Source organism: Rhizobium sp. Rhizsp42 (genome assembly GCF_047304155.1).
Classification (GTDB): domain Bacteria; phylum Pseudomonadota; class Alphaproteobacteria; order Rhizobiales; family Rhizobiaceae; genus Rhizobium.
This window is the reverse complement of the sequence record NZ_JBGLYS010000011.1, coordinates 111,441-137,392: the sequence shown is the minus strand read 5'-3', so window position 1 is coordinate 137,392 and position 25,952 is coordinate 111,441. Positions and strand designations below refer to the sequence as shown.

Annotated in this window: 26 protein-coding genes; 25 read left to right on the top strand and 1 reads right to left on the bottom strand. The window is 60.4% G+C overall.

The features are described 5' to 3' along the window. Positions 1–17 precede the first annotated feature (17 nt). Genes flgA through fliP form a run of 6 tightly spaced genes read left to right on the top strand, consistent with a single transcriptional unit; the run spans position 18 to position 4,134 of the window. Positions 18–503, top strand: a complete 486-nt coding sequence (gene flgA, locus ACCD05_RS13295; RefSeq protein ID WP_047507408.1) for a flagellar basal body P-ring formation chaperone FlgA — start codon at positions 18–20, stop codon at positions 501–503. Further along, entirely contained in the window at positions 500–1,621 is a 1,122-nt protein-coding gene (locus ACCD05_RS13290; protein WP_112979858.1) for a flagellar basal body P-ring protein FlgI, read from the top strand. Before flgA ends, ACCD05_RS13290 begins: the two co-directional genes overlap by 4 nt. Further along, positions 1,618–2,166 carry a MotE family protein gene (locus ACCD05_RS13285; protein ID WP_047507413.1) on the top strand — a complete coding sequence of 183 codons (549 nt, stop codon included), beginning with the start codon at positions 1,618–1,620 and terminating at the stop codon, positions 2,164–2,166. The genes ACCD05_RS13290 and ACCD05_RS13285 overlap by 4 nt, the downstream gene beginning before the upstream one ends. Beyond that, positions 2,163–2,879, top strand: coding sequence for a flagellar basal body L-ring protein FlgH (flgH, locus tag ACCD05_RS13280; RefSeq protein ID WP_047507417.1), 717 nt, complete (start codon positions 2,163–2,165; stop codon positions 2,877–2,879). The genes ACCD05_RS13285 and flgH overlap by 4 nt, the downstream gene beginning before the upstream one ends. An 11-nt stretch (positions 2,880–2,890) precedes the next feature. Beyond that, positions 2,891–3,400, top strand: coding sequence for a flagellar basal body-associated FliL family protein (locus ACCD05_RS13275; protein ID WP_047507419.1), 510 nt, complete (start codon positions 2,891–2,893; stop codon positions 3,398–3,400). After that, positions 3,397–4,134, top strand: a complete 738-nt coding sequence (gene fliP / locus ACCD05_RS13270) for a flagellar type III secretion system pore protein FliP (protein WP_047507422.1) — start codon at positions 3,397–3,399, stop codon at positions 4,132–4,134. The genes ACCD05_RS13275 and fliP overlap by 4 nt, the downstream gene beginning before the upstream one ends. A gap of 112 nt (positions 4,135–4,246) precedes the next feature. Here the strand turns inward: fliP and ACCD05_RS13265 are convergent, their stop codons facing one another. Then, complete coding sequence (locus tag ACCD05_RS13265) at positions 4,247–6,154, bottom strand: glycosyl transferase (protein WP_112979994.1); 1,908 nt, start codon at positions 6,152–6,154, stop codon at positions 4,247–4,249. 379 nt (positions 6,155–6,533) lie between these two features. Between ACCD05_RS13265 and ACCD05_RS13260 the strand changes: the two genes are divergently transcribed. The 19 genes from ACCD05_RS13260 to fliR all read left to right on the top strand — a co-directional run bounded on the left by ACCD05_RS13260 (position 6,534) and on the right by fliR (position 25,951). Next, complete coding sequence (locus ACCD05_RS13260) at positions 6,534–7,421, top strand: flagellin (RefSeq protein WP_047507425.1); 888 nt, start codon at positions 6,534–6,536, stop codon at positions 7,419–7,421. Positions 7,422–7,700: 279 nt separating this feature from the next. Then, the gene (locus ACCD05_RS13255) at positions 7,701–8,591 is read left to right on the top strand and encodes a flagellin (RefSeq protein ID WP_047507428.1); all 891 of its coding nucleotides are present in this window, start codon (positions 7,701–7,703) and stop codon (positions 8,589–8,591) included. A 257-nt stretch (positions 8,592–8,848) separates the two neighbouring features. Continuing rightward, positions 8,849–9,757, top strand: a complete 909-nt coding sequence (locus ACCD05_RS13250) for a flagellin (RefSeq protein ID WP_047507430.1) — start codon at positions 8,849–8,851, stop codon at positions 9,755–9,757. A gap of 288 nt (positions 9,758–10,045) precedes the next feature. Then, positions 10,046–11,011, top strand: a complete 966-nt coding sequence (locus ACCD05_RS13245) for a flagellin (RefSeq protein ID WP_413393227.1) — start codon at positions 10,046–10,048, stop codon at positions 11,009–11,011. 167 nt (positions 11,012–11,178) lie between these two features. Further along, on the top strand, positions 11,179–11,820 hold the full coding sequence (locus tag ACCD05_RS13240) for a hypothetical protein (protein ID WP_413393225.1): 642 nt from the start codon (positions 11,179–11,181) through the stop codon (positions 11,818–11,820). Further along, positions 11,817–13,076, top strand: a complete 1,260-nt coding sequence (locus ACCD05_RS13235) for a MotB family protein (RefSeq protein ID WP_209232714.1) — start codon at positions 11,817–11,819, stop codon at positions 13,074–13,076. The genes ACCD05_RS13240 and ACCD05_RS13235 overlap by 4 nt, the downstream gene beginning before the upstream one ends. A gap of 3 nt (positions 13,077–13,079) precedes the next feature. Continuing rightward, a complete protein-coding gene (gene motC / locus ACCD05_RS13230) occupies positions 13,080–14,525 on the top strand; it encodes a chemotaxis protein MotC (protein ID WP_413393223.1) in 1,446 nt (481 codons plus the stop codon). Position 14,526: 1 nt separating this feature from the next. Next, positions 14,527–15,945: a flagellar hook-length control protein FliK gene (locus ACCD05_RS13225; RefSeq protein ID WP_413393221.1), complete on the top strand. Its 1,419-nt coding sequence runs from the start codon at positions 14,527–14,529 to the stop codon at positions 15,943–15,945. Then, positions 15,866–16,450, top strand: coding sequence for a lytic transglycosylase domain-containing protein (locus tag ACCD05_RS13220; protein WP_047507442.1), 585 nt, complete (start codon positions 15,866–15,868; stop codon positions 16,448–16,450). Before ACCD05_RS13225 ends, ACCD05_RS13220 begins: the two co-directional genes overlap by 80 nt. A 282-nt stretch (positions 16,451–16,732) precedes the next feature. Further along, complete coding sequence (gene rem, locus ACCD05_RS13215) at positions 16,733–17,404, top strand: transcriptional activator Rem (protein ID WP_018898445.1); 672 nt, start codon at positions 16,733–16,735, stop codon at positions 17,402–17,404. 128 nt (positions 17,405–17,532) lie between these two features. Further along, positions 17,533–18,819, top strand: coding sequence for a flagellar hook protein FlgE (locus ACCD05_RS13210; RefSeq protein ID WP_047507444.1), 1,287 nt, complete (start codon positions 17,533–17,535; stop codon positions 18,817–18,819). 19 nt (positions 18,820–18,838) lie between these two features. Continuing rightward, entirely contained in the window at positions 18,839–20,299 is a 1,461-nt protein-coding gene (gene flgK / locus ACCD05_RS13205; RefSeq protein WP_047507446.1) for a flagellar hook-associated protein FlgK, read from the top strand. A 4-nt stretch (positions 20,300–20,303) separates the two neighbouring features. Continuing rightward, on the top strand, positions 20,304–21,425 hold the full coding sequence (locus tag ACCD05_RS13200) for a flagellar hook-associated family protein (protein ID WP_081992980.1): 1,122 nt from the start codon (positions 20,304–20,306) through the stop codon (positions 21,423–21,425). A gap of 41 nt (positions 21,426–21,466) precedes the next feature. Next, complete coding sequence (flaF, locus tag ACCD05_RS13195) at positions 21,467–21,814, top strand: flagellar biosynthesis regulator FlaF (protein ID WP_047507449.1); 348 nt, start codon at positions 21,467–21,469, stop codon at positions 21,812–21,814. Next, positions 21,811–22,260, top strand: coding sequence for a flagellar biosynthesis repressor FlbT (gene flbT / locus ACCD05_RS13190; RefSeq protein ID WP_018898450.1), 450 nt, complete (start codon positions 21,811–21,813; stop codon positions 22,258–22,260). Before flaF ends, flbT begins: the two co-directional genes overlap by 4 nt. Next, entirely contained in the window at positions 22,251–22,691 is a 441-nt protein-coding gene (gene flgD, locus ACCD05_RS13185; RefSeq protein ID WP_047507450.1) for a flagellar hook assembly protein FlgD, read from the top strand. The genes flbT and flgD overlap by 10 nt, the downstream gene beginning before the upstream one ends. 69 nt (positions 22,692–22,760) lie before the next feature. After that, the gene (gene fliQ, locus ACCD05_RS13180; RefSeq protein ID WP_018898452.1) at positions 22,761–23,027 is read left to right on the top strand and encodes a flagellar biosynthesis protein FliQ; all 267 of its coding nucleotides are present in this window, start codon (positions 22,761–22,763) and stop codon (positions 23,025–23,027) included. An 87-nt stretch (positions 23,028–23,114) separates the two neighbouring features. Continuing rightward, on the top strand, positions 23,115–25,202 hold the full coding sequence (gene flhA, locus ACCD05_RS13175; RefSeq protein WP_047507451.1) for a flagellar biosynthesis protein FlhA: 2,088 nt from the start codon (positions 23,115–23,117) through the stop codon (positions 25,200–25,202). After that, positions 25,199–25,951: a flagellar biosynthetic protein FliR gene (gene fliR / locus ACCD05_RS13170; protein WP_047507452.1), complete on the top strand. Its 753-nt coding sequence runs from the start codon at positions 25,199–25,201 to the stop codon at positions 25,949–25,951. The genes flhA and fliR overlap by 4 nt, the downstream gene beginning before the upstream one ends. Position 25,952: the final 1 nt, after the last annotated feature.

Genomic DNA, 25,952 nt, shown 5'->3' with positions numbered 1-25,952 from the left:
CAGGGAAGGGCCGAAACATGACGTTTTGCCGGGTAGAACATCTTCGTGGATGGGCGAAAGCCGCACTGGTTGCGGCCATGACCCTTGCGGCGCCGACGGCTTTTGCCGCCGCCGACATGGGTTACGCGGTCATTCCGACCACCATCATCTATCCCGGCGAAACGATCTCCAGCGCCCAGCTGCAGGAAGTCGAAGTCACCAACCCCAATCTGCAGGGCGATTACGCCAAGTCCATCGGCCAGGTGGACGGCATGATTTCCAAGCGAACTTTGCTTCCCGGCCAGTCGATTTCGATCTCTGCCCTGCGCGAGCCCTATACGGTCACGCGCGGCTCCTCGACCCGGCTGATCTTCACGGTCGGCGCCATGGCAATCTCGGCCGCCGGCTCTCCGCTTGAAGATGGCATGACCGGCCAGATGATCCGTGTGCGCAACATGGACTCCGGCGTGATCGTTAGCGGCACCGTGCTCGCGAACGGCACCATACACGTGGCTGCAAAATGAAGATCCTATTTCGTCTTTTCATCGCACTTGCAATGCTTGCGCCGAACGTCCTGGCTGTCACGCCAGCGTCGGCGATGAGCTCGCGCATCAAGGATATTGCGTCGCTGCAATCAGGCCGTGACAACCAGCTGATCGGCTACGGCCTTATCGTCGGTCTCCAGGGGACCGGCGATGGCTTCCGTTCGTCGCCATTTACCGAGCAGTCGATGCGCGCGATGCTGCAGAACCTCGGCATCTCCACGCAGGGTGGCCAGTCGAACGCCAAGAACACCGCGGCCGTCATGGTCACCGCCAACCTGCCGCCCTTTGCAAGCCCCGGCAGCCGGCTCGACGTCAACGTCAGCTCGCTGGGTGATGCCACATCGCTGCGCGGCGGAACGCTGATCATGACCTCTCTGTCGGGCGCCGATGGCCAGATCTACGCCGTCGCCCAAGGCTCGGTTGTCGTCTCCGGCTTCACCGCGCAGGGTCAGGCCGCGACCGTGACCGAAGGTGTCACGACCTCCGGTCGCGTGCCGAGCGGCGCCATCATCGAGCGAGAGCTCCCGTCGCGCTTCAAGGATTCGATCAACCTCGTCCTGCAGCTGCGCAATCCGGATTTCTCCACCGCCGTTCGCATCGCCGACGTGGTCAACGGCTACGCGCGCGGCCGCTTTGGCGGCCCCGTCGCCGAGGCGAAGGACGCGCAGGAAGTGATCGTCCAGAAGCCAAGGGAAGCGGATCTTACGCGTCTGATGGCGGATATCGAAAATCTGGCCGTCGAGACCGATACGCCGGCCAAGGTCGTCATCAACGAACGGACGGGCACGATCGTCATCGGCGCGGATGTCCGCGTCTCACCGGTCGCCGTCAGCTATGGTACGCTCACCGTCCAGGTCAGCGAAACGCCTCAGGTCATTCAGCCCGAGCCCTTCTCGCGCGGCGTCACCGCCGTCCAGCCGCAGACGGATATCACGGCTCAGCAGACGGGCGGCAATGTCGCTCTCATCGACGGGCCTGACCTGAAGACCCTCGTGGCCGGCCTTAACAACATCGGCGTCAAGCCGGATGGCATCATCGCCATTCTGCAGGGCATCAAATCGGCCGGTGCGCTGCAAGCGGAGCTTGTCCTGCAATGACGAAGATCTCTTTCGCGAACATGACGGTTTCGGAACTGGCGAAACGCCTGGTCCTGCCTACGGCCGCCGTCGTCATGCTGACCATTCCCGGCGCCTTCGCGCAGGAAGCACGCACTTCGGCAGGCGGCGAGCTGACGTCCGAGGAAGAAATCAAGCAGTTCTGCAGCAACATCGCCGAACCCGCCCGCGATCAGCGCTATCTTTTACAGAAGCAGGAACTCGACAAGCTCCGGGCAGACGTCGATAGCCGCATGGCCGAAATGACGAAGCGCCGCGACGAGTATCAGGACTGGCTGAAGCGTCGCAACGACTTCCTGAAGCAGGCCGAGGCCGGGCTGACCGATATCTACAAGAAGATGAAGCCGGACGCAGCCGCGCTGCAGCTTCAGGAAGTGAAGGTCGAAGTGGCGGCCGCCGTGATCATGCGGCTGAACGCCACGCAGTCGAGCCTGATCCTGAACGAGATGGATCCGCAGAGAGCTGCGGTTATCGCCAACATCATCGCCAGCGCGTCCGATCCCAATACGTCGAAGGACCCCTCATGAACAAGCGTTTCCCGGTCGCGATTGCCGCTGTAGCCATTCTGGCCGGCTGCCAATCCCCGCAGGCGATCAACGAGATCGGCCGTGCGCCCGCCATGAGCCCGATCGGCAGCGGTCTTGCCTATGGCCAGACGCAGCAGATGTCGATGTATCCGAAGCAGCCGCGCCAGGTCGCCCAGGGCTACTCGCTCTGGAGTGATTCCAAGGCCGCTTTGTTCAAGGATGCTCGCGCGCTCAACGTCGGCGATATCCTGACGGTCAACATCTCGATCAACGACAAGGGCTCGTTCGAAAACAACAGCAAGCGTAGTCGCGAGAACAGCAGCGGTCTGAACTGGGACGCGCAGGCCAACATCCTCGGCTGGAACCCGTCGTCGAAAACCGACGTCACCTATGGTTCCGACACGAGCACGGATGGCAAGGGCAAGATCGAGCGCACCGACAAGCTGAACCTGATGGTCGCGGCCGTCGTCACCGGCATCCTCGAAAACGGCAACCTTGTTGTCAGCGGCTCGCAGGAAGTGCGCCTGAACCAGGAACTGCGCATCTTGAACGTCGCCGGTATCGTGCGTCCGCAGGACGTGACCGCCGACAACGAAATCTCCTACGACAGGATCGCCGAAGCGCGCATCTCCTACGGTGGCCGCGGCCGCCTGATGGAAGTGCAGCAGCCCCCGCGCGGCCAGCAGGCCGTCGATATCCTCTCGCCACTCTAAGGTTCGGCACAATGGCAGACGCAGAAGGCACCGAGGGCCAGCCGAAGAAGAAGTCGGCGATGATGATGACGATCATCGGCCTCGCCGTCCTGACACTCCTTGGCGGCGGCGGTGGCTGGGTCGTCGGCGGCATGATCGCACCCAGCGTGAAATCCGCGCAGGAGGCCGAACAGCCCGCTGCCGCGGCCGAACAGGCCAAGGCTGGCGAGACCGGGCTCCAGAAGATCTCGACGGAAGCCAACAACGTTGTGCAGCTCGAGCCGATCACCTCGAACCTCGCCTATCCCTCCGAGAACTGGGTGCGCCTCGAAGTGGCGCTGCTGTTCTCCGGCCCGCCGGACGTGAAGCTCGCCGAGGATATCCACCAGGATATCATGGCCTATATCCGGACGGTTTCACTGCAGCAGATCGAGGGCCCGCGCGGCTTCGAATATCTTAGGGATGACATCCAGGAGCGTGTTGACCTTCGGGCGCAGGGACGCGTATCGAAAGTCATGTTCAGGACCTTCGTCATCGAATGATTCGATTCCTAGTGATCTTGGCTGCCATGATGGCGGTCCCGGAGCTGGCGCATGCGCAGCAGCTCCCGTCGAACCTGCTCAACCTGCCGGTGGACGGTTCGGTTGCGGCATGGATCATCCGCACTTTCGGTCTTTTGACGGTTCTGTCGGTCGCGCCCGGCATCCTGATCATGGTGACGAGCTTCCCTCGCTTCGTCATTGCTTTCTCCATCCTGCGCACCGGCCTCGGCCTCGCCTCTACCCCCTCGAACATGATCCTCTTGTCGCTGTCGCTGTTCATGACCTTCTATGTCATGCAGCCGACCTTCGATCAGGCATGGCGGGATGGCGTTCAGCCGCTCCTGTCGAACCAGATCAACGAGCAGCAGGCGGTGGAGCGGATCGCCGAGCCCTTCCGCACCTTCATGACCCGCAACACCCGCGACAAGGATCTGGCGCTCTTCGTCGATCTCGCCCGTGAGCGCGGCCAGACGGTCGATACCGGCGCCACGATCGACTACCGCGTGCTCGTTCCCGCCTTCATGATCTCGGAAATTCGGCGCGGCTTCGAAATCGGCTTCCTCGTCGTGCTCCCGTTTCTGGTCATCGACCTGATCGTCGCCACCATCACCATGGCCATGGGCATGATGATGCTGCCGCCCACATCGATCTCCCTGCCGTTCAAGATCCTCTTCTTCGTGTTGATCGACGGCTGGAATCTGCTCGTCGGCAGCCTGGTTCGATCCTTCAACTGACGCACTACACGACGACGACACCGTCCAAGCTTTCAAAACAAAAGGCCGGCGATCAGATCGCCGGCCTTTTGTTTTGATGTTTCAAGAGATCGCGAACCCGTCGCAAGCTGGGTCAGAACGGCGTGGTTCTGGCGGGCAGGGCGGGTACGTCCAGATGGTCGGGCTCCAGCCCCTGCTTGGCGCGCTCGACTGCCATCTCGTAGGCTGTCTCAAGGTGCCGGCAGAAACGTTCCGCGTCGAACAGCGGTTTGATCATCCTGTTGTCGTCGATCGTCTGCTTGAATTCGGCGATGCGCTCGGGGTTCTCGTAAAGCGCGACAGCCATGTCCTCATAGCCCTGCGCATCATTGGTCACCAGTTCGGGCAACCCGATCGCGTTCAGCAGGCTTTCGGTCACGCGCGAGGCGAAGTTGGTGCCCTTCAACGTCAGAACGGGCAAGCCGCCCCAGAGCTGCTCCGACGTCGTGGTGTGGCCGTTGTACGGCCAGGTGTCGAGCGCGAGATCGGCCGCCTGCTGCCTGTCGATATGGCTGCGATAATCCGCGTGCCCGCAGAAGACGAGACGCTTGGCTGGAATTCCGCGGCTTTTGAAATATTCGCGAAGATTGGCTTCCGTCTGCTTCGAGACCGCCATCATCCAAAGCACGCTGTTCGGCGCCCGGCGAAGCACGTTGCACCAGACGTCAACCGTCTCCGGCGTGATCTTGCGGCTGGCATTGAACGAGGCGAAGACGAACTTGTCGTCGGGCAGGCCGAATTCGCCGCGGTCCACGAAGCCGGGTGTCGGCCGGTGGAAGGGGTCGTTCGGCTGGTAGGTGTCCGGCAGCCGGATGAATTTTTCATGATAATGCGGGCGCGAGGATTCCGGCAGAACGAACCGGTCGCCGATGATATAATCGACATCCGTGTTCGTGGCGCTGCCCGGAAAGCCGAGCCAGGAAATCTGGATCGGGGCGGGCCCCTTGTTCAAAACGTGATAGCGCGTTTCAAATGTCGGCCCCTTGAGATCGACCAGAATATCGATCCCGTCGGCCCGCATCCGCTCGGCCATCGCCGCGTCGGATAGATCACCCACTTCGACAACCCGGCCCCAGAGGCTTCGGTCGAATGTATTGTGCTCCAGGTTCGATGCGCGCGAATGGCAATAGAGCGTGATCTCGAAACGGTCCCTGTCGTGGAGCTCCAGAACACGACCCATCAGCTTCATGGTCGCATGCTGCTCGAAGAGGTCGTTGGAGAGGTAGCCGACGCGGATCTTGTCCGCCCACTGATGCGGTCGTGTGCGTCGTGCGGTGGTCTGCTCGGCCGTCACGGCGTTGTTCATGCTCGACGTCATGCGATTGAGCGCTTCGTCGCCACACCACTGGAGATTATAGAATTCGCTCTCATGGTGCAGGAACGCGGTCTGGCCGTTGGCGATCAACTCGTCGATGATCTGCTTGTGCAGCTTGATACTCGTCAGATCGCTGACATGTCTGGCGAACATCAGATAGAGGAAACGCAGCGGTACCAGCTTCGGGAAGCGCTTGAACAGGTTGCGGATCAGCAGCGCCTGGGTTTCGTCGCTCGGGTCGTTCTTGAGCAACCGGATGGCAAGCAGCGTGTGGTCACTGTTGCTGCTTTCCGCGAGCACTTTGACGAAGGGGCTGAGCAACTCTTCCTGGCCGCGCTTCTTGTAGATCGAGGCCAGCGCATAGGCGAGCTCCGCATCGAGGCTCTGGTTCAGCATATGCCGCAGGCCAAGCCTGATTGCCTCGTCGTGATTGCCGACCTCGAAATAGAGCAGTGCTGCCTTGCGGGAAAATTCCGATCCGCTTTGTCCCGCCTTCTCGCCGGCCACCGCGAAGGCCATTGCCGCATCGGCTTTCATTCCCAGCTGCAACAGCGTGCGGGCCAAAAGGGCGTAGGTCTTCGCATCCTGCTGTGTTTCGAGCAACGCGTTCAGCGTTTCCAGCGACTTGGTATAGCGCCCGCTCTGATAGTCTTTTGATGCTGCGGAAAACGAAACCACACGATTCACGTTCAAACCTCGTTCAGTTCTTTACGCGGCAAACACCAGGTGCCGCCGGCCGGTTTGCCGCGGACCCAATGAGGCCATTATGGCGCAGAATGACACGTGAACCTTGCCTGAGGCAGGAAGCGACAGGGGGATGAGTAATCCCGAAAATGCCGTTAAACTGTTTAAGTCCTGCTTTAACGACTAGTTAACCATTTGTATTCGTTCGGAAAATGGCGGAGTGCCATTAATTAGTCCGCAAGGTTTTGCTGCGAAAGTCATCCTCGACATGACGGGTTTGGTCCCAATGCAGAATGACCAAGTGGCATGAAGCCGAACCGTCATTGCCGGTACATAAGTCCGGTAATGTCCTCCATTGGTATCGAATTTCGGGGACGGATCCATGACAAGCATTAACACCAACAACTCCGCAATGGCGGCTCTTCAGACGCTGCGTAACGTCAACAACAACCTTTCTGACACCCAGAGCGCTGTGTCGTCGGGTCTGCGCGTTGGCAAGGCTTCTGACAACGCTGCTTACTGGTCGATCGCAACGACCATGAAGTCCGACAACGGCGCTCTTTCGGCCGTTTCCGACGCACTGGGCATGGGTGCGGCAAAGATCGACACGGCTTACACCGCCGTTCAGAGCTCGATCGACGTCGTAACCGAAATCAAGGCCAAGCTCGTTGCCGCGACTGAAGACGGCGTCGACAAGGGCAAGATCAACGACGAAATCAAGCAGCTCCAGCAGCAGCTGACGAGCATCTCGGCTTCGGCTTCGTTCAACGGCGAAAACTGGGTTTCCAGCTCGGCCGCTGGCAAGACCATGTCGGTCGTTTCGTCCTTCATCCGCACCGCAGGCGGCGTCAGCGTTTCGACGGCCGGCTACACCTCGTCGGCTGACGATCTGCTGTTCGCTGGCGGCACCGGCATTCTCGATCGTGACGGCAGCGGCACGGTCAGCGCGTCGATCTCTGAATTCTCGATCAGCTCGTCCAACACCAAGGGCGACATCGACAGCCTGATCACCGACGCGGAAACCGCTCTCAAGGGCATGACCTCGCTCGGCTCCAAGCTCGGTTCGCTGCAGAAGGGTATCGACCTGCAGAGCGACTTCGTTTCGAAGCTCTCCGACTCGATCGACTCCGGCGTTGGCCGTCTGGTCGATGCGGACATGGAAGAAGAGTCCAGCAAGCTTTCGGCACTGCAGACCCAGCAGCAGCTGGCGATCCAGTCGCTGTCGATCGCGAACTCCTCTTCGCAGAACATCCTGTCGCTCTTCCGCTAATAGCGGAAAGCGCAAGACATCTGAAATTCAGTGCGGCCGGGCTTTCCCGGCCGCATTTTTTATTGCGGTACGTTAGCTTCGGCTAAGTCTCGGGTATTTCTTAAATTTCTTCCCGCCGGGTTTAGTGTTTCTTAACCATGTTGCCGTCATATGGGCTCATCGAAACGGTGAGTTGATCAGCAAATGCACGGTCAACAGGCATGACGCTGACCGCCGTTTCCGGTAATAGTCCGGAATGTCCCTTCGTATGAAAAATTGCCGAAAAAGGGGCTTTTTAAAATGACCAGCATTCTCACGAACAATTCCGCAATGGCAGCTCTTCAGACGCTGCGTAGCGTGAACAACAACCTCTCGGACACCCAGAGCGCTGTGTCGTCTGGTCTCCGCGTCGGCAAGGCAGCTGACAACGCTGCTTACTGGTCTATCGCAACGACCATGAAGTCCGACAACGGCGCCCTTTCGGCCGTTTCCGACGCACTGGGCATGGGCGCCGCCAAGGTCGACACGGCCTACACCGCCGTTCAGAGCTCGATCGACGTTGTATCCGAAATCAAGGCCAAGCTCGTTGCCGCGACTGAAGACGGCGTCGACAAGGGCAAGATCAACGACGAAATCAAGCAGCTTCAGCAGCAGCTGAAGAGCATCTCGGCTTCGGCTTCGTTCAACGGTGAAAACTGGGTTTCCAGCTCCGTTGGCCAGACCATGTCGGTCGTCTCCTCCTTCATCCGCACTGCAGGCGGCGTCAGCGTCAGCACCTCGGGCTACTCCGCTCTGGCCGACGATCTGCTCTTCAGCGACGACCAGACCGGCATCCTGGATCGCCCGGGCTCCGGCACGCTCATCACCGACTCGATCTCCGAGTTCTCGATCACCTCGACCGACACCAAGGGTGCGATCGATGAACTGATCACCGACGCGGAAAGCGCTCTGAAGAGCATGACCTCGCTCGGCTCCAAGCTCGGCTCGCTGCAGAAGGGTATCGACCTGCAGACGGACTTCGTTTCGAAGCTCTCCGACTCGATCGACTCCGGGGTTGGCCGTCTGGTCGATGCGGACATGGAAGAAGAGTCCAGCAAGCTTTCGGCACTCCAGACCCAGCAGCAGCTCGCTGTTCAGTCGCTGTCGATCGCCAACTCCTCTTCGCAGAACATCCTCTCGCTGTTCCGCTAAGATCGCCGGCGCCAGGCGCCAGCAAAGGAATACGCCGCCGCTTCGGCGGGTGGTTTTCGAAAGCCGCGCTCTCCGGAGCGCGGCTTTTTTATTGCCGTTAACTTTTTGTTAACCAAACTCATGTCTTGTGGCCATCATTAAACGGTATGTTAACCAAGCTTAAGAAGCGGTTAGCAGGCATGAGGCTGATGAACCGTTCCCGGCGGTAGACCGGGATGTCCCTTTTTAAAAGTTTGCCAACAAGGGGCGCTCTTTTCATGACGAGCATTTTGACCAACGTTGCGGCCATGGCCGCGCTTCAGACACTCCGCGGCATCAACACCAATCTCGAGACGACACAGGGCAATGTGTCTTCCGGATACCGTGTTGCCGAAGCCAAGGACAACGCCGCATACTGGTCGATCGCGACAACGATGCGCTCGGACAACAAGGCTCTCTCGGCCGTCTCCGACGCGCTCGGTCTGGGTGCGGCAAAGGTCGACACCGCCTACGCGGCTATGGACAACGCCATCAACATCGTCAGCGAGATCAAGGCCAAGGTTGTCGCCGCCACCGAAAACGGCGTCGACAAGACGAAGATCCAGGATGAAATCGGCCAGCTCCAGCAGCAGCTGTTGAGCGTCGCGCAGTCCGCCTCCTTCTCGGGCGAGAATTGGGTCGCCGGCAGCGGCACGAAGAGTGTCGTGTCGTCTTTCGTTCGCGGCGCCAATGGCGAGGTTTCGGTTCAGACAACCGACTACAATCTCGATGACAACCCCGATGGCAACGTCCTCTTCGGCATGCAGGCAACCGGCGAGATCGACACCACCACCGGCGTCATCGGCTCTGAGTTCGGTACCTACGGCTCCATCTACAACATGGACATCTCGCAGCTCAGCGTTGAAGATTTGAACACCACGCTTGGCAACGTCGAGACCGGCCTCAGCGCGCTTACCAAGGCGGCATCGCAGCTGGGCTCGATCTCGACCCGCATCGACCTCCAGGACAGCTTCGTTTCCAACCTCAGCGACTCGATCGACTCAGGCGTCGGCCGTCTCGTCGATGCCGACATGGAAGAGGAATCGAGCAGGCTGACGGCGCTCCAGACCCAGCAGCAGCTGGCGATCCAGTCGCTGTCGATCGCCAATTCGAGCGCCCAGAACGTCCTTACGCTGTTCCAGAACTAAGCTGGTCAGCCGGCGTTGCAAACGCCCTGAAGACAATCGTGAACACCTTGAAAGCCGTCTCGCAAGACGCGGCTTTCTCTTTGTTTTTGAAAAGAGAATCAAGGTTGCGCGAGGCTTGCGAGACCGTTTGTCGGCTACTTGCGCTGGCTGTAGGCCTTGGTTAACTTCTCTTAAGAATTGATTTGTTTAGCGACGAGCCGATCGGAAAAACCGGTTGGCGGCATGAAGCCACGCCTGTCGCTGCCGGCGGTCCGGTCTATCCTCTCCTCTACCATAGAGCTCCAAAAAATGACCTATCGAATCACCAGCTCCGCCCAGGTAAACGCTCTCGCCGCATTGCGGATCATCAACAAGGAAGCAGCGACCACCCAGCAGCAGGTATCATCGGGCATGCGCGTGGAAACGGCGGCGGATGACGCGACCTACTGGTCCTTTGCGAGCGTTCTGCGCTCCGATGGCAGCTCCATGACCAACATCCACGATGCGCTCGGCGTTGGTGCCTCGAAGGTCGATACCGCCTACACCGCGATGGATAGCCTGATCGATCAGCTGACCAGCATTCGCGCAACGCTTGTCAGCGCCAAGGAAGACGGCGTCGACAAGGAAAAGCTCAACACGACGATCGAGCAGCTCAAGCAGCAGATGCAGACGACGGTTCAGTCGACGAGCATCGCCGGCGAAAACTGGCTGTTCAACCAGGATGCGACGCTGACCACCTCGCGCTCGGTCATCGGCGGCTTCACCCGGGCGCCGACCGGCGAATATCAGCCACAGAACATCACCTTCCCGGCTGACCAGACCGTCATGATCGACACCAGCAACGCCAATCGCGGCCTGCTGACCAAGACTGTTGACGCAAGCACCTTGAACGACACGGGTTCGACCGCCCCACGCAACTACTATCTGCTCAGTGCCGGATCGGTCACCGGCGCCGATGGCGACGAGATCAAGCTCGACAACACCACCACGACCGAGCAGGTCGATGACATGATGGCTGTCGTCGACAATCTTCTCTCGACACTGACCACGACCGCGGCCGGCCTCGGCACGATGAGCGCCCGCATCAACGACCGCATCGACTACACCGCCAACATGGCCGATATCATCGAGAAGAATGTCGGTGCGCTTGTCGATACGGACATGGATGAGGCGTCCGTGCGCCAGAAGGCTCTGGAGACCCAGCAGAAGATGGGCGTGCAGGCGGTTTCCATCCTCAATACCGCCGCCAGCAAGGTTCTCGTACTGCTGCAGTGATTGCGGGCCACGGTTGCGCGCCGCCAGGCGGCGCCCTTCATCTTCGCACAAGTTTGGCCTCCTAGGGTCAGGAACAACAGGCGTGGTGAAAAACCGCGCGAAATATTTGTTTGGTGCAATGTGAGGCGCGGCATGTCGCAGGCTTCTGCTGATACGAGGTGGGTTGAGTGAGCGCGCTGCTGTCTCGTCTGAAAGACTTTGGCGAACCCGCCGTCGTCGCCCCATCCGTGGTCGAAACACCGTTTTCCGACGATTTGGGCGGTTTCGGTGGTTTCGACGACATCGCCCCCGAGCCGGTGGTCGATATCGAGGCGGAGCGCCGTGACGCAAACGCCATGGGCGAGGCCAAGGCAACCGCCGAGCTGACCGAGAAATTCGAGGCTGAAGCGCAGACGGTTGCCCTCGTTCACCAGCGCGAGATCGAAGAGCTTCGCAACAAGTACGAGACCGAGATCGCCGATCTTGTTGCCTCGCGGATCAAGGCGATCTCCACCGAGGTCGCCGATCTTGTGAGCGCCACGGTCGCCCGCACGTTGGCTCCCGTCCTGACCGAGGCTTTGGCTGAAAAGGCCGCCGTCGAACTGGCGGCGCAGCTTCGCGATGCCGTTCTGGAAGGCGAGACCGGCACGATCACAGTCAAGGGCCCGGAAACGCTCTTCAATATATTGAAGAACGAACTCGGCGAGAAGGCGGACCTGCTGCGCCATCATGAAAACGACGACATCGACCTGATCGCCGAGTTTGATGACTCGGTACTCGTAACCCGCATGTCTGCCTGGGCGGCGAGCGTCAAGAAAGTTCTGGAATGAGCGACAGCGAAAATCATCACCACGGCAAGAACGAGGTCATCATCATCAAGCGACATGGTGGTGGCGATCACGATGGCGCCCATGGTGGCGCCTGGAAAATCGCCTATGCCGACTTCATGACCGCGCTGATGGCGTTCTTCCTCGTCATGTGGCTGGTCAATGCCGCCAACGAAGAGACCAAGGCCTCCGTCGCCACCTATTTCAACCCGATCAAGCTCTCGGACGAAAAGCCGACCGAGAAGGGCTTGAAGAAGCCGGTGGATCAGGCCGACGGGCAGGAAAAGGCCGACAAATCGAAGGAAAAAGAGGACCAGCCGAACCAGGGTGCCGCCGCCGCCAGCGGCGAGGACCAGACCTCGACATCGGGCGACCAGAAGAACTATTCCGAAGCGGACTTCTTCGAAAACCCCTATTCGGTTCTCGCCGAAATCGCCCAGGAAGTCGGCCAGCAGGCCAATGTCAGCGCCAAGGGCGAGGGCGGTGCGGCCGATTCCGGCCCCGCGACCGGCGCCGATGGCGGTGAAGCCTATCGCGATCCTTTCGATCCCGACTTCTGGACGAAGCAGATCGAGGTGACTCGCGCCGACAAGACGCAGCCGGACGATCCGGCCAAGGAGGCGATCGAACTCGCCAAGGCCGAAGACGCGAAGGCTGAGCAGGCCGCAGCCAAGGCCGCTGAGGCCGCGAACCCTGAAACGTCGGACAAGACCAGTGATCAGACGAATGACAAGACCGCCGACAAGGATGGTATCGCGCCTGACACGCAGACTGCTGAGCAAAAGGCGGTCGAGCAGCAGCAGGAAGCCAAGGATCTTCAGCAGCAGATCGCCCAGCAGATCGGCGGCATCGCCGGCAAGCTCGCGGAAGGCCTGACGGTGACGCCAGCTGAAGGTGGCCTCCTGGTCAGCATCTCCGACCAGAGCGACGATTCCATGTTCAACGTCGGCTCCGCCGTGCCGCGCAGGGAGATGGTCCTTGCGATGCAGAAGATCGGCGAGGTGCTGAAGGCGAAGAACGGCGTCGTGGCCATCCGCGGCCATACCGATGGCCGTCAGTACAAGGGCGAGAACGAGAACTGGCGTCTTTCGATGGATCGCGCCCAGGCCGCCTATTACATGATGGTGCGCGGCGGGCTCGATGAGAAGCGCGTCTCTCAGGTCTCCGGCTTCGCCGACCGCAAGCTGAAGGATGCCGCAGATCCGTTCAACGCGTCCAACCGTCGTATCGAAATTCTTCTCCAGGCCGATCAGGGATAATCGATGAAGCGCCGGCAGCACAGGCATCTCCTGCCCCTCGCTTTCAGCCTTGCGCTGACGGCGAGCGGCGTTGTGCGCGCGGAAGAAGCCGCGCCGCCCGCCGCCCACGCCGAGGCGCCAGCTGGACATGCCGAGGCGCCGGCAGGGCATGGCGAGACGCCTGCACCTGCCGAAGCGGAAGCCCCGGCTGCCGCGCATGGCGCTGCAACATCGACGGCCGAGGCGCTGCCTGTTGTGCCGCAGGACGATGGCGGCGACACCGTTCCCTACAAGATGCTGCGCTCCCTGCAGTTCGTGCAGGATTCCGTCGTGCTTGGCGACCATTCCGCCAGCGAGATGCAGCGCTTCATGCTCGGCACCATCGACAAGCGCCTGCGCGCGGTCGATCCGGCCGTCTTCGATGACGATCGCAACGTCGATGCCGCATTGATCTACGCCATGAGCGGCGGCAATCCGCAGACGCTGGAATATCTGGTGGCGCGCGATGTCAACGGCTACTTCGACAACCGCGTGACCGACATCCTGCGCAAATATCTGAGCGGCAAGGGTCTTCTCGTCGCCAAGACGCTGGTGGATACCGCCGAGGAATATAAGGACAAGAAGATCGGTCCCTATCTGGCGCTGGTTGGCGGCAACGTCACGATCGCCAAGAGCCCGGAAGAGGCGCTCAAGCTCTACGATCTCGCGCGTCTCAATGCGCCCGGCACGATCATCGAGGAGGCGGCCTTGCGCCGCTCGGTCGCGATCTGCGTCGATAAGGGGCTGGTGGACCAGGGGCTGCAATATTCGCAGCGCTACATCCGCCGCTTCCTGCATTCGCCCTATGCCAGCCAGTTCGCCGATCTCTTCGTCAAGCTGCTGGTTGATCACGATCATGATGTGAAGCCGGATGACGTTATCGGCATCCTGTCCTTCATGGACGAGGCGCGCCAGCGAGAGATTTATTTGCGCATCGCGCGTGCCGCAGCGATCGCGGGCAAGGGCGAACTCGCGCGCATGGCGGCCGGCCGCGCCCAGGCCCTGTCGGGCGATAACAACAACGCCTTTGGCGCATTGGCCGATTTCTACGGCGGCATGGCCGCGATCCCGACCGACAAGATCGATACGGCCGCCCGCGATATTTCGACGATCGCAGACAAGGCGCTTTCGCCGCGCGACCAGATCTTGCGGGCCGCTGCGCGCTCGGTGGCCGAGCAGGTGCTTCGGCAACCGGACGCTGCAAGCCTGACGCAAGGCTCTGCTAATACACCAGACGGTCAAGAAGCCAGTTCTGAACAGGCGGCCGGGGGAGGATCGGCCGGAGAGGGGGCGGTGCCCGACGCCATGCCGTCGGCCGGATCGCAATCAGCGGATCTACAGAATACCGACCCTGCATTCAGCTCATTTGTGACCTCGAGCCGCTCTCAGTTGGATGAGATCGACGGTCTTTTGAACAAGGAAAGCAATTGATATGATGGATATCAGCGTTCCGGCCGGTGCCGCAGATGCTGCCGCAGGCGCGAAAGCCAGCCGGCCGGCCGGCAAGGGCTCGGATACCGAAGGCGGTGGCTTCTCGGACGTTCTGAACAAGGCCAATGCCGGTTCCGATCGCAACCAGGGCGCCAATGCCGATGGTCAACAGCCCTCTGGCACTGCAGATGGCGGCAACGGCGCGGTTGGCTCGGCGCCGCACCGCCAGAACCCGAAAGCTGTGATCGATCTCGGCAATTCGGCCGCACTGGCGCAGGCGGAAGCCGATGCGACGGCGGCCAATGCCGGCAAGGACGCTCAGAAGACGGGGCGGATCGATATCAAGTCGCTGCGCAAGCAGATCGATGACGCCGTAGTCGACGGCGCTGCCGAAGGCGTGGCCGAGAAGATCGCCGCGCCGACATCCAAGGACGACAAGACAGGCAAGCCGGTCAAGACCGAGGCCAAGCCCGGATCAGCCGACGACAGTGCTGTCTCGGATGTCTTGAGCATGCTCGGAAACACGTCGGTCGATGGTGCATCGGCCGCCGCTGCCGCACTGTTCGCACAGAAGGCGCAGGATTCTGCGCCCACTGACGCCAAGGACAAGTCTTCCGGCAAGCAGAAAACCAAGGGTGACGCCGTCGCCGATGTCGCCAGCGCCTTGACCTCGGCCAGCGACGCCGCGTCCGACGTGGACATGCCCGGCGCGACCGATGCCGGTGATACGGTCGGCCAGACCTTCCGGCTGACGCGTGCAGACAGTCGTGGCACGTCCATGGACATGCATCTCGGCATCGAAAAGGATGCGGCCGACGTTGGCGGAAAGGCGAATGTCGAGACGGTCACGATCCTCGATTCCCGCCGCTATATCGGCCTTGCGCAGAACACGAATTCCGCGGCCGTCACGGCAGCGATCGCCGGCGACAAGGAATGGGCGCATGCCATGCAGGCATCGTCGTCCCTGTCGAACGCCGCTGAGCTCAGCAGCACCGGCAAGGTCGTCAATACGCTCAAGATCCAGATGAACCCCATCGATCTCGGTCTCGTCACCGCGACGCTGAGGCTGCAGGGCGACACGCTGAACGTCGATCTCAAGGTCGAGACAGCAGCCGCCTACCGGCAGCTGAGAGAAGACCACACGAAGATGCTGGAGTCTCTGCGCAGCCAGGGCTACGCCATCGACGGCGTGAGCGTCAGCATGGCGCCTGTCGCCAACACCGATACCAGCAGCCAGACGAACGCCCAGAGCGGCTTGCAGCAGGGCTCTGCGCAGGGGCAGGGCGGCGAGGCGCGTGAGCGTCAGAATCAAGCGGGGCAGCGCAGTGCAGGGGGCTTCAATGTTACAGGTGAGAGCGACGCTACGAGCGCTTCTGCTGGCTCCTCTGGCAGCGGCGGCACTGGCGACGTATACCTCTGACGCGCGGGCGTCCGATGGCGCCTGCGAGCAGGAGATCCAGTCGGCCGCACTGAAGTACGGTATCCCCGAGGGCATCCTTTATTCCGTCGGATTGACCGAAACGGGCCGCAAGGGCTCGCTCTACCCCTATGCCTTGAACATAGAGGGCAAGCCCTTCTTCCCGCCCTCGGAACGCGACGCGCTGAGGCAGGTGGATACGGCTCACAGGTCGGGCGCGAAGCTGATCGATGTCGGCTGCATGCAGATCAACCAGTTCTACCACGGGGAGAATTTTCGGTCATTGGAGGAGATGTTCGACCCCCGAACCAACGTGGAATACGCGGCACGGTTCCTCAAGAACCTGCACGATCGCCACGAGACCTGGACCATGGCGGTCGCCCGCTATCACGCCGGCCCCAATAATGACCCCGCGCAGAAGCAATATGTCTGCCGCGTCATCGCCAATCTGGTCGCGACGGGCTATGGGAAATGGACTCCCAATGCGAGCAATTTCTGCCGCGGCTAACTCGCCCAAAGATAGCGAAAAAAGAACAAACCGGAAATGTGTCATAATATGGCAAGAATTCGGGCCAATGTGGCAAGGCAAGTCACAATTTAGGACATGTTAACTTTTCCACGAAACTTTTGTGTGCGTAATTTTGCCTACCCACTAAATATAGAGCAAATCGGGGGGCAATTCTTAATCAACTATTAATTTCCGCCAGTGAGTTCCTACAGCTTGTCCCAGAATCGTGCGATTCGTACCCATAGGTCATCGATGTGCCACAAGTGATTCGGAGGCGGACGAATGATCGTAGTGGTTGATGAGCGTGAGCTCGTGAAGGATGGCTACACTTCCCTTTTTGGTCGAGAAGGTATTCCTTCGACCGGTTTTGATCCAAACGAGTTTGGAGAGTGGGTGCAGACGGCTGCGGATTCGGATATCGCGGCTGTCGAGGCGTTTTTGATTGGCCAGGGACAGCAGACATTCGAGCTGCCGCGCGCCATTCGCGATCGTTCGATGGCACCCGTCATCGCGGTCAGCGACCAGCCCTCGCTCGAAAACACGCTTGCACTTTTTGATTGCGGTGTTGACGACGTCGTTCGCAAGCCGGTTCACCCCCGCGAAATCCTTGCACGCGCAGCGGCCATCCGCCGCCGCCTCAAGGCGATTTCCACGCACACGGATATCGGCGCCATCCGCGTCTTCTCCGATGGCCGCGATCCGGAGATCCACGGCGAAGTCTTCGCACTGCCGCGCCGCGAGCGCCGCATCCTCGAATACTTGATTGCCAACCGCGGTCGCCGCGTCACCAAGACCCAGATCTTCAATGCCATCTACGGGATTTTCGACGAGGAAGTCGAAGAGAACGTCGTTGAAAGCCACATTTCCAAGCTTCGCAAAAAGCTGCGAAAGAAGCTCGGCGTCGACCCGGTCGATTCCAAGCGCTTCCTCGGCTACTGCATTGATTGGGAATAGTTTTTCAACGTCCGCTATGGGCGCAGCGGTCTAGGCTCCGATCTTTCTTTGATCACGCAAATGCCAGACAGCTTCACGCAAGGCCCACCGGATACTCTCAAGCCTACTAAGGGAATCGAGGTTTTCAGATGAGCATTTTCGGCAGCATGAAGACGGCTGTGTCCGGCATGAACGCACAGGCGAACCGCCTCAGCACCGTGGCCGACAACATCGCCAACGTAAACACGTCGGGTTACAAGGCGGTATCGACCGCCTTCTCGTCGCTTGTCCTGCCTTCGAGCTCGGGCAACTACAATTCGGGCGGCGTGCAGACGTCTGTTCGCCAGTCGGTCTCCGCACAGGGCGATATCTCCTACACGACCTCGGGCTACGATCTCGCCATTTCCGGCGACGGCTTCTTCATCGTCCAGAGCCCCGATGGCGTTCCGGTTCTGACCCGCGCCGGCGACTTCACCAAGGACGACGAAGGCAACCTCGTCAACTCCGCCGGCTTCAAGCTGATGGGCTACTCCTACGATTCGGGTGCGCCCGCCGTCGTCGTCAACGGCTTCTCCGGCCTGGTTCCTGTTAACGTCGCCCAGTCCGGGCTGACGGCGATCGCCTCCACGGCTGGTACCTTCGCCGGTAACCTGGATTCTGGCGCCGAGATTGCGACCGGCAACCTGCCGAGCAGCAACACCGCTCCCGTCACCGCTGACACAAAGCAGATCTCGATGGTCGGCTATGACAAGCTCGGCAATACCGTCCAGTACGATTTCTACTTCACCAAGACGGACGCCGAGGTGCCGCCGCCTGCAACGGGCGCAGCGAGCACCTGGGAAGTCGCGGTTTACCGCCATTCCGACGCAACGGTCGGTAGCACGACATCCTTCCCCTATTCGACGGACGCCGTCGGCGGTGGCACGATGGAATTCGATGCGTCGGGCAACCTTGTCTCCGGCAACTCGCTTCTGATCGATGACCCGGTGACGACAGGCCAGATCCAGATGGATCTCTCCGGCTTCACGCAGCTCGCTTCCGACTTCTCCGGCAAGGGTACGCCGAACGGCCAGGCTGCAAGCCCGGTCGACAGCGTCTCGATCGGCAAGGATGGCACGGTCTCGGCGAAGTATGCGGACGGCACGTCCAAGCCGCTCTACCGCATTCCGCTGGCAACCGTCGCAAGCCCCGACAACATGACGCTCATGAGCGGCAACGTCTACAGCGCCAACGGCACCTCGGGCGTCACCGTCACGGGCTTCCCGCAGACCAACGGCTTCGGCTCCATCCAGTCGGGTGCGATCGAAAGCTCGAACGTCGACCTCGCCGGCGAACTGACCGAAATGATCGAATCGCAGCGCAGCTACACTGCCAACTCCAAGGTGTTCCAGACGGGTTCCGACATCATGGACGTCCTCGTCAACCTCAAGAGATAAGTAGGGTAACGGGTTAGCCATGTCGCTTACATCAGCACTGAACACCGCGCAGAGCATATTCAACAATACCGGCACTCAGAGCAGTGTCGTATCGAACAATATCTCGAATTCCAGCAACAGCGATTACGTGCGCCGTCAGGCGATGGTCACGACCTCGCTGAACGGTGCGCAGGTTGTAAAGATCAGCAGGGCGCAAGAAGACGCCCTGATGCGGCAGTGGCTGAAGGCAAGCGCCGGTGATAGCGCTCAGCAGACCTTGCTGAGCGGCCTCACCGACCTGAAGTCGGTGCTAGGCGGCAATGATTACGAGACGTCGCCGGCCACCTATCTCTCGACTTTCCAGCAGAAACTCCAGGCTTTCCGCACGTCGCCGAGCAGCGCGATTGCGGCGCAGAGTGCCGTCACAGCGGCGCAGGACGTCACCAACTCGTTGAACGACGCGACCAAGTCGGTCCAGCTTATCCGCCAGAACGCGGACAAGGAGATCTCGACCCAGGTCAACACGCTGAACACGCTGCTCGCGCAGTTCAAGACGGCCAACGATGCCGTCAAGGGCGCGACCGCCAGCGGCGGCAATCCGGCCGATGCGCTCGACGAGCGCGACAAGCTGCTGAAGCAGATTTCCTCGATCGTCGGCGTCAAGACCGCCGATCGCGCCAATGGCGATATGGCGCTCTATACGAATGACGGCACGGTCGTCTTCGACACCATTCCGCGCGCGGTCACCTTCGTGTCGCAAGAGACCTACACGACGGGAACGAAAGGCAACGGCGTCTACATCGACGGCGTGGCGCTCACCAGCGGGCAGGGGTCCACGACCACGGCTCAGGGCAGCCTTCAGTCCCTGCTGCAGATTCGCGACGACGTCGCGCCGACCTTCCAGTCGCAGCTCGATGAAGTCGCAAGGTCCCTGGTGACGATGTTCTCGGAAACCGACGGCGCGACGACCGAGCCGGGTCTCTTCGTCTGGAAGACGTCGACGGGCCTCGACGGCGATACGCCGACGACCACTGATGTCATCAACGGCATCGCAGGTACGATTACGGTAAACACAGCGGTAATCACCAGCCAGGGTGGCGATCCGATGAAGCTGCGCGACGGCTCCATCACCGGATTGACCAACCTGAACACGGAAGGCGCGAGCGGTTTCTCCGACAACCTCGACGACCTCTACACCGCGCTGGGCTCGGCACAGACGTTCTCTTCGGACGCCGGCATCTCCTCGAATGTCAGCATCATCAGCTACGCGCAGAACTCGGTCGGCTGGCTCGAACAGATGCGAAGCGACGCAACGACGGCATCCGAAAATACAACTGCTGCCCTCTCGCGCTCAACCGAAGCGTACTCAAATGAGACAGGCGTCAACCTTGACGAGGAACTGACACTGCTGCTTGATATTGAGCAGTCTTACAAGGCGGCGACGAAGATATTGAACGCCGTCAACGAGATGTACCAGTCGCTGCTGGACATTGCGAGGTAAGCCCATGAAAAGTTCATTTATTTCGAGTTCGGCTATTCAAAACGCGATGCGACTGACCATTCGCCAGTCGCAGACCCAGCTCGTCAAATCCTCGCTTGAAGCCACGACCGGTGTCTACGCTGATATCGGTGCCTCGCTGGGCTCGGGTGCCGCCAAGAGCGTGAATTTCAGCGCGGAAGTCACCCGCATCCAGGCGCTGAAGGGCAGCAACTCGGTTGTATCCGGCCGTCTCGAAGCATCCCAGCTTGGTTTGACCAGCATGAAGACGGCGGGCGATGCGCTCGTCTCGAAGCTGACGGCGCTGCAGGGCAGCCAGGACAACACCAGCATCACCGTTGCCATGCAGTCGGCAGGCGATGCGCTGTCGTCGCTGATGGACACCGGCAACTCGATGCTCAACGGCGAATATCTCTTCTCCGGCATCAACACCGATATCCAGCCGCTGACCGACCAGACGGATGCCGCGACCACCGCGATCCAGACCAATCTCGATGCCTGGGCAAGCAGCCTCGGCAAGACCAAGTCCGAACTGACCGGCGACGAGATGGACACGTTCATCTCCAACTTCGTCGAGCCGATGTTCTCGCAGGATACGCTGAATGCGACCTCGACGCCGCTGCCGTTCCCGCCTACGGGCGTTGGCGCGCCGACCCCGCCATTGGCCTACGTGACACCACCGGCATGGGCCGACTGGTCGAGCGCGTCCAACCAGAACATGACGAGCCGGATCAGCAACTCCGAGACCGTCACGTCCTCGACCAATTCGAACTCCGAAGGCATGCGCTACTTCGCGCTCGCGTCCATCACCGTTTCGGCGCTCGCCGGCACCGGCCTCAGTGGCGACGCATTGGCGATGACCACCTCGAAGGCAATCGGCTACGCCGCGCAGGGCACCACCGGCATCGTCACGCAGGCGAGCCAGCTCGGTCTGTCCCAGGAGCGTGTCACGAAGGCCAACGACGCACTCGATGCGCAGTCCAGCATCATTCAAAACAAGCTCGTCGACCTTCAGGGCGTCGATCAGTCGGAAGCGTCCACACTGGTCAACACCCTGCAGACGCAGCTCGAAACCGCATACACGATCGTTTCAAAGATTCAGCAGTTGAGCCTCGTGAACTACCTCTGATGATCAGCGGTAGAAGTACAAGTACAAAGAAGGATGCATGAATGTATCAGTTCTCTTACGCCGAGGTCATGCAAGACTCGGTGGCCGATGCCAAGGAGCGGGAACGTCAAGTTCTCGACCGGTCCATCGAGCTACTCGCGCTTGCACGCGACAAAGAGAAGTATGGCCGTGAGGCTATCGATGCATTGTTTTACACCCGACGCGTTTGGGTGAGCTTTATCGAAGACCTCAAGCATCCGGACAATCAGCTCGAAGTTCAGTTGCGCGCCAATCTGATCTCGATCGCTATTTGGATCTTGAAAGAAAGCGACCGAATCCGGAAACGGCAGTCGACCAACTTTCAAGGCATTATTGACGTTACCACCATCATCAGGGATGGACTTAAATGAAAAGCACGCTTCGTATCTCGCTAAAAGCCGGGGAAAAGATCTTCATCAACGGTGCGGTTTTGCGCGTCGATCGCAAGGTCGCGCTGGAATTCCTGAATGATGTAACGTTCCTTCTGGAAAACCACGTTCTCCAGCCGGAAGACGCGACAACGCCTCTGCGCCAGCTCTACTTCATCGCGCAGATGATCCTGATCAACCCGGAGGGCAAGGATCAGTCGACGGCGATGTTCCGCAAGTCGGTGACGATGCTTCTGACCTGCTTCAAGAACGAGGAAGTTCTGGCCGAGCTGAAGCGTATCGACGGTCTGGTTTCGACCGGCCGCGCCTTCGACGCTCTCAAGGCCATCCGCGGTCTCTATGTTATCGAGGACAACATTCTGAACAACCAGGAAATGCACCCTGCAATGGTTGAGCAGATTCGCAAGGAGATCGCACCATGGCGGTAGGCGCAACCGGTTCCGCGACAACGACGCAGAACACCTCATCGACGACGTCGACCGCTCAGCAGAAGGCGACGCTCAACTACGACAACTTCCTGCAGCTCCTCATCGCCCAGATGAAGAACCAGGACCCGACGGAACCCGTCGACGCCAGCCAGCAGATGGCGCAGCTCGCCAGCTTCTCGCAGGTCGAGCAGACGATCCAGACCAACACCAAGCTGGACACGCTTCTGGCAAGCTCGAGCCTGACGCAGGCCAGCAGCTACGTCGGCAAGTACATGACCAGCGCCGATGGCTCCGTCGCCGGCACCGTCGATTCTGTAAAAGTGTATTCCGACGGAATTATCGCGACGACCACCGACGGGAAGAGTATTCTTGTCCAGGCGGGAATCACTGTCGCCGATAAGGCACCGGCTTCGACCACGACCGGCAGCTGATCGACAAGAAACTGAACGACGGTCCGGCCGGGTTGCGGACGGACCGAAAGGCGATATGAGGTTGCCTGGATGAATGAAGCTGACGCACTCGATCTGTTCCAGGCGGCGATCTGGACGGTTCTCGTTTCCGCCGGGCCGGCCGTGGCCGCGGCGATGATCGTCGGTCTCGTCATCGCGCTGTTCCAGGCGTTGACCCAGGTTCAGGAAGCAACGCTCACCTTCGTCCCGAAGATCGTCGCGGTTCTGGTGACGATCGGCATCTCCGCTCCCTTCGTCGGCTCGCAGATCTCGATCTTCACCAATCTCGTCTTCTCGCGCATCCAATCCGGCTTCTGAGCCACCCTCGCGCAAGCTTCGCCATTTAACTGTCGATCCGAATTCTGGGCATCATGCCCGTACATCTCATGACGAGACGGAATCGATATGGCGCAACCACCCGCACTCCCCCTTCCGAAAGCCGGCCCCAGCCTGCGTGACGTTGGCTTTGCCCTTGGCATTGTCGTCATCATCTGCGTGCTCTTCCTGCCGATCCCGCCGTTCCTCATCGACATGGGCCTGGCGTTCTCGATCGCGCTGTCCGTGCTGATCCTGATGGTCGCGTTGTGGATACAGAAGCCGCTCGAGTTCTCGTCCTTCCCGACCATCCTGCTGATCGCCACGATGACGCGCCTGTCGCTGAACATCGCGACGACGCGCGTCATTCTCTCGCACGGCAACGAGGGCCACGATGCCGCCGGCGGCGTCATCGCCGGCTTCGCAAGCCTCGTCATGTCGGGCGATTTCGTGATCGGTCTGATCGTCTTCCTGATCCTGATCACCATCAACTTCATCGTCATCACCAAGGGCGCCACCCGTATCGCGGAAGTCGGCGCCCGCTTCACCCTCGACGCCATCCCCGGCAAGCAGATGTCGATCGACGCCGACCTGTCGGCCGGTATCATCGATGAGCGCGAGGCGCAGCGCCGCCGTAAGGAACTCGAAGAGGAAAGCTCCTTCTTCGGTGCCATGGACGGTGCGTCCAAGTTCGTGCGCGGCGACGCCATCGCCGGCCTTCTGATCACTGCCATCAACGTCTTCGGCGGCATCATCATCGGCTACTTCCGCCACGGCATGCCGATTGGCGAAGCGGCCGACGTCTTCGTCAAGCTCTCCGTCGGCGACGGTCTGGTATCGCAGATGCCGGCCCTTATCATCTCGCTGGCCGCCGGCCTTCTCGTTTCGCGCGGCGGCACCGTCGGTTCGACCGACAAGGCCGTCGTCGATCAGCTGAGCGGCTATCCGCGCGCGCTGTCGGTCTCCGCGGTGCTGATGATCGTGCTTGGCCTCATGCCCGGCCTGCCGTTCATTCCGTTCATGTTCCTCGGTGGCGTTCTCGCCTTCGGCGCCTGGTTCATTCCGCGCCAGATCGATGCGGAAAACAAGATCCTGCGCGAGCAGGAAGAAAAGAAGGTCGTCGAGAACAAGGAACTGGAGAAGGACTCGGTCAAATCAGTGCTGCGCACCTCGGAAATCGAGCTGGCACTTGGCAAGATGGTCTCCTCTCGCCTTCTCGGCGCTCACCAGGAACTCGCATTCCGCGTCGGCAAGATGCGCAAGAAGTTCGCGACCCAGTACGGCTTCGTCGTTCCGGAAATCAAGGTCACCGACGATATCGCCATCACCGAGAAGTCCTACCAGATCCGCATCCACGGCACGACTGTCGCCTCCAACGAACTGCGCGTCGGCGAAGTCCTCGTCGTCACCGGTTCCGGCCGCAAGCCGCGCGTGCCGGGCGACGAGATCCGCGAACCCGCCTTCGGCATGCCGGCCGTCTCCGTGCTTGAGGCCTTCACCGAAGATCTGAAGCGCGAAGGCTTCCAGCCGATCGACAACGTCTCCGTCGTCCTGACGCACATGAGCGAAGTCATCCGCAACAACCTGCCGGCACTTCTCTCCTACAAGGACCTCAAGGTCCTGATCGATCGTCTCGATCCCGAGTACAAGAAGCTTGCCGACGAGATCTGCTCCTCGCACATGTCCTATTCGGGTCTGCAGGCCGTGCTGAAGCTGCTGCTTGCCGAGCGCGTCTCGATCCGCAACCTGCATCTCATCCTCGAAGCCGTGGCCGAGCTTGCCCCGCATGTGCGCAAGACCGAACAGATCGTCGAACACGTCCGCGTGCGCATGGCGCAGCAGCTCTGTGGCGACCTTGCCGATAATGGCGTGCTTCGCGTGCTGCGCCTCGGCAGCAAGTGGGACCTCGCCTTCCATCAGGCGCTGAAGCGTGACAACAAGGGCGAAGTCGTCGAATTCGACATCGATCCGCGCATGCTGGAAGAGTTCAGCGAGCAGGCGAGCAAAGTTATCCGTGAATTCATGGATCGCGGCCTGCCTTTCGCCCTTGTCACCTCGCCGGAAACACGGTCCTATGTGCGCATGATCATCGAACGCCTGTTCGCCACGCTCCCGGTTCTCTCGCATGTGGAACTGGCAAAGGGCATCGAGATAAAGATTCTAGGCTCTATTTCATGATAACTGACCCGCAAGGGACCGTGTTGGCGCTCTTTCTGATCTTCTGCAGGATCGGTGGCTGTGTGCTGACAATGCCGGGTTTTTCCTCGGCGCGTATCCCTTCGGTCTTGAGAGTCTTCATCGCCGGCGCGCTGTCGCTGGCGATCATGCCGGTGCTCTGGGACACGGTCTATCCGGCCGTTCGTACCTCGAACGCCACCTATATCGGCTTCATCTTCAGCGAATCGCTGATCGGTGTGATGTTCGGAATGCTGGCCCGCCTTTATACGCTGGGCCTCCAGTTCGCCGCCAACATCGCCGCGATGATGATCGGCTACACGCAGCCGAGCGCCGCCGATATCTTCGAAGAGGGCCAGGAAAGCGCCATCGCGGGCTTCATCATCTTCGCCGGCATGATGATTCTCTTCATGATGGACTTCCATCACATCGTCTTCAGGGCCCTGATCGATTCCTACACATCGATGCCGTTCGGCGGCGCCATGCAGATGCGCGCCACGCTGATCTCATTCGCTGACACGCTGTCGACCACGACATTCATCATGCTGCGGCTCGCAAGCCCGTTCTTGATCTACGGCTTGCTGTTCAACGTCGCGATCGGCTTCATCAACAAGCTGGCGCCGCAGATCCCGGTTTACTTCATCTCCACGCCTTATCTGCTGTTCGGCGGCCTCTTCCTGTTCTATTTCGCCGTCGCGGCGATGATCAGCCAGTTCGGCCAGTCGTTCACCAGCGTGTTTATCGGGCAGTAGG

Coding starts and splice junctions, on each gene's coding strand:
- flgA (WP_047507408.1), top strand. CDS start 18: ATGACGTTTTGCCGGGTAGAACATCTTCGTGGATGGGCGAAAGCCGCA.
- ACCD05_RS13290 (WP_112979858.1), top strand. CDS start 500: ATGAAGATCCTATTTCGTCTTTTCATCGCACTTGCAATGCTTGCGCCG.
- ACCD05_RS13285 (WP_047507413.1), top strand. CDS start 1,618: ATGACGAAGATCTCTTTCGCGAACATGACGGTTTCGGAACTGGCGAAA.
- flgH (WP_047507417.1), top strand. CDS start 2,163: ATGAACAAGCGTTTCCCGGTCGCGATTGCCGCTGTAGCCATTCTGGCC.
- ACCD05_RS13275 (WP_047507419.1), top strand. CDS start 2,891: ATGGCAGACGCAGAAGGCACCGAGGGCCAGCCGAAGAAGAAGTCGGCG.
- fliP (WP_047507422.1), top strand. CDS start 3,397: ATGATTCGATTCCTAGTGATCTTGGCTGCCATGATGGCGGTCCCGGAG.
- ACCD05_RS13260 (WP_047507425.1), top strand. CDS start 6,534: ATGACAAGCATTAACACCAACAACTCCGCAATGGCGGCTCTTCAGACG.
- ACCD05_RS13255 (WP_047507428.1), top strand. CDS start 7,701: ATGACCAGCATTCTCACGAACAATTCCGCAATGGCAGCTCTTCAGACG.
- ACCD05_RS13250 (WP_047507430.1), top strand. CDS start 8,849: ATGACGAGCATTTTGACCAACGTTGCGGCCATGGCCGCGCTTCAGACA.
- ACCD05_RS13245 (WP_413393227.1), top strand. CDS start 10,046: ATGACCTATCGAATCACCAGCTCCGCCCAGGTAAACGCTCTCGCCGCA.
- ACCD05_RS13235 (WP_209232714.1), top strand. CDS start 11,817: ATGAGCGACAGCGAAAATCATCACCACGGCAAGAACGAGGTCATCATC.
- motC (WP_413393223.1), top strand. CDS start 13,080: ATGAAGCGCCGGCAGCACAGGCATCTCCTGCCCCTCGCTTTCAGCCTT.
- ACCD05_RS13225 (WP_413393221.1), top strand. CDS start 14,527: ATGATGGATATCAGCGTTCCGGCCGGTGCCGCAGATGCTGCCGCAGGC.
- ACCD05_RS13220 (WP_047507442.1), top strand. CDS start 15,866: ATGTTACAGGTGAGAGCGACGCTACGAGCGCTTCTGCTGGCTCCTCTG.
- rem (WP_018898445.1), top strand. CDS start 16,733: ATGATCGTAGTGGTTGATGAGCGTGAGCTCGTGAAGGATGGCTACACT.
- ACCD05_RS13210 (WP_047507444.1), top strand. CDS start 17,533: ATGAGCATTTTCGGCAGCATGAAGACGGCTGTGTCCGGCATGAACGCA.
- flgK (WP_047507446.1), top strand. CDS start 18,839: ATGTCGCTTACATCAGCACTGAACACCGCGCAGAGCATATTCAACAAT.
- ACCD05_RS13200 (WP_081992980.1), top strand. CDS start 20,304: ATGAAAAGTTCATTTATTTCGAGTTCGGCTATTCAAAACGCGATGCGA.
- flaF (WP_047507449.1), top strand. CDS start 21,467: ATGTATCAGTTCTCTTACGCCGAGGTCATGCAAGACTCGGTGGCCGAT.
- flbT (WP_018898450.1), top strand. CDS start 21,811: ATGAAAAGCACGCTTCGTATCTCGCTAAAAGCCGGGGAAAAGATCTTC.
- flgD (WP_047507450.1), top strand. CDS start 22,251: ATGGCGGTAGGCGCAACCGGTTCCGCGACAACGACGCAGAACACCTCA.
- fliQ (WP_018898452.1), top strand. CDS start 22,761: ATGAATGAAGCTGACGCACTCGATCTGTTCCAGGCGGCGATCTGGACG.
- flhA (WP_047507451.1), top strand. CDS start 23,115: ATGGCGCAACCACCCGCACTCCCCCTTCCGAAAGCCGGCCCCAGCCTG.
- fliR (WP_047507452.1), top strand. CDS start 25,199: ATGATAACTGACCCGCAAGGGACCGTGTTGGCGCTCTTTCTGATCTTC.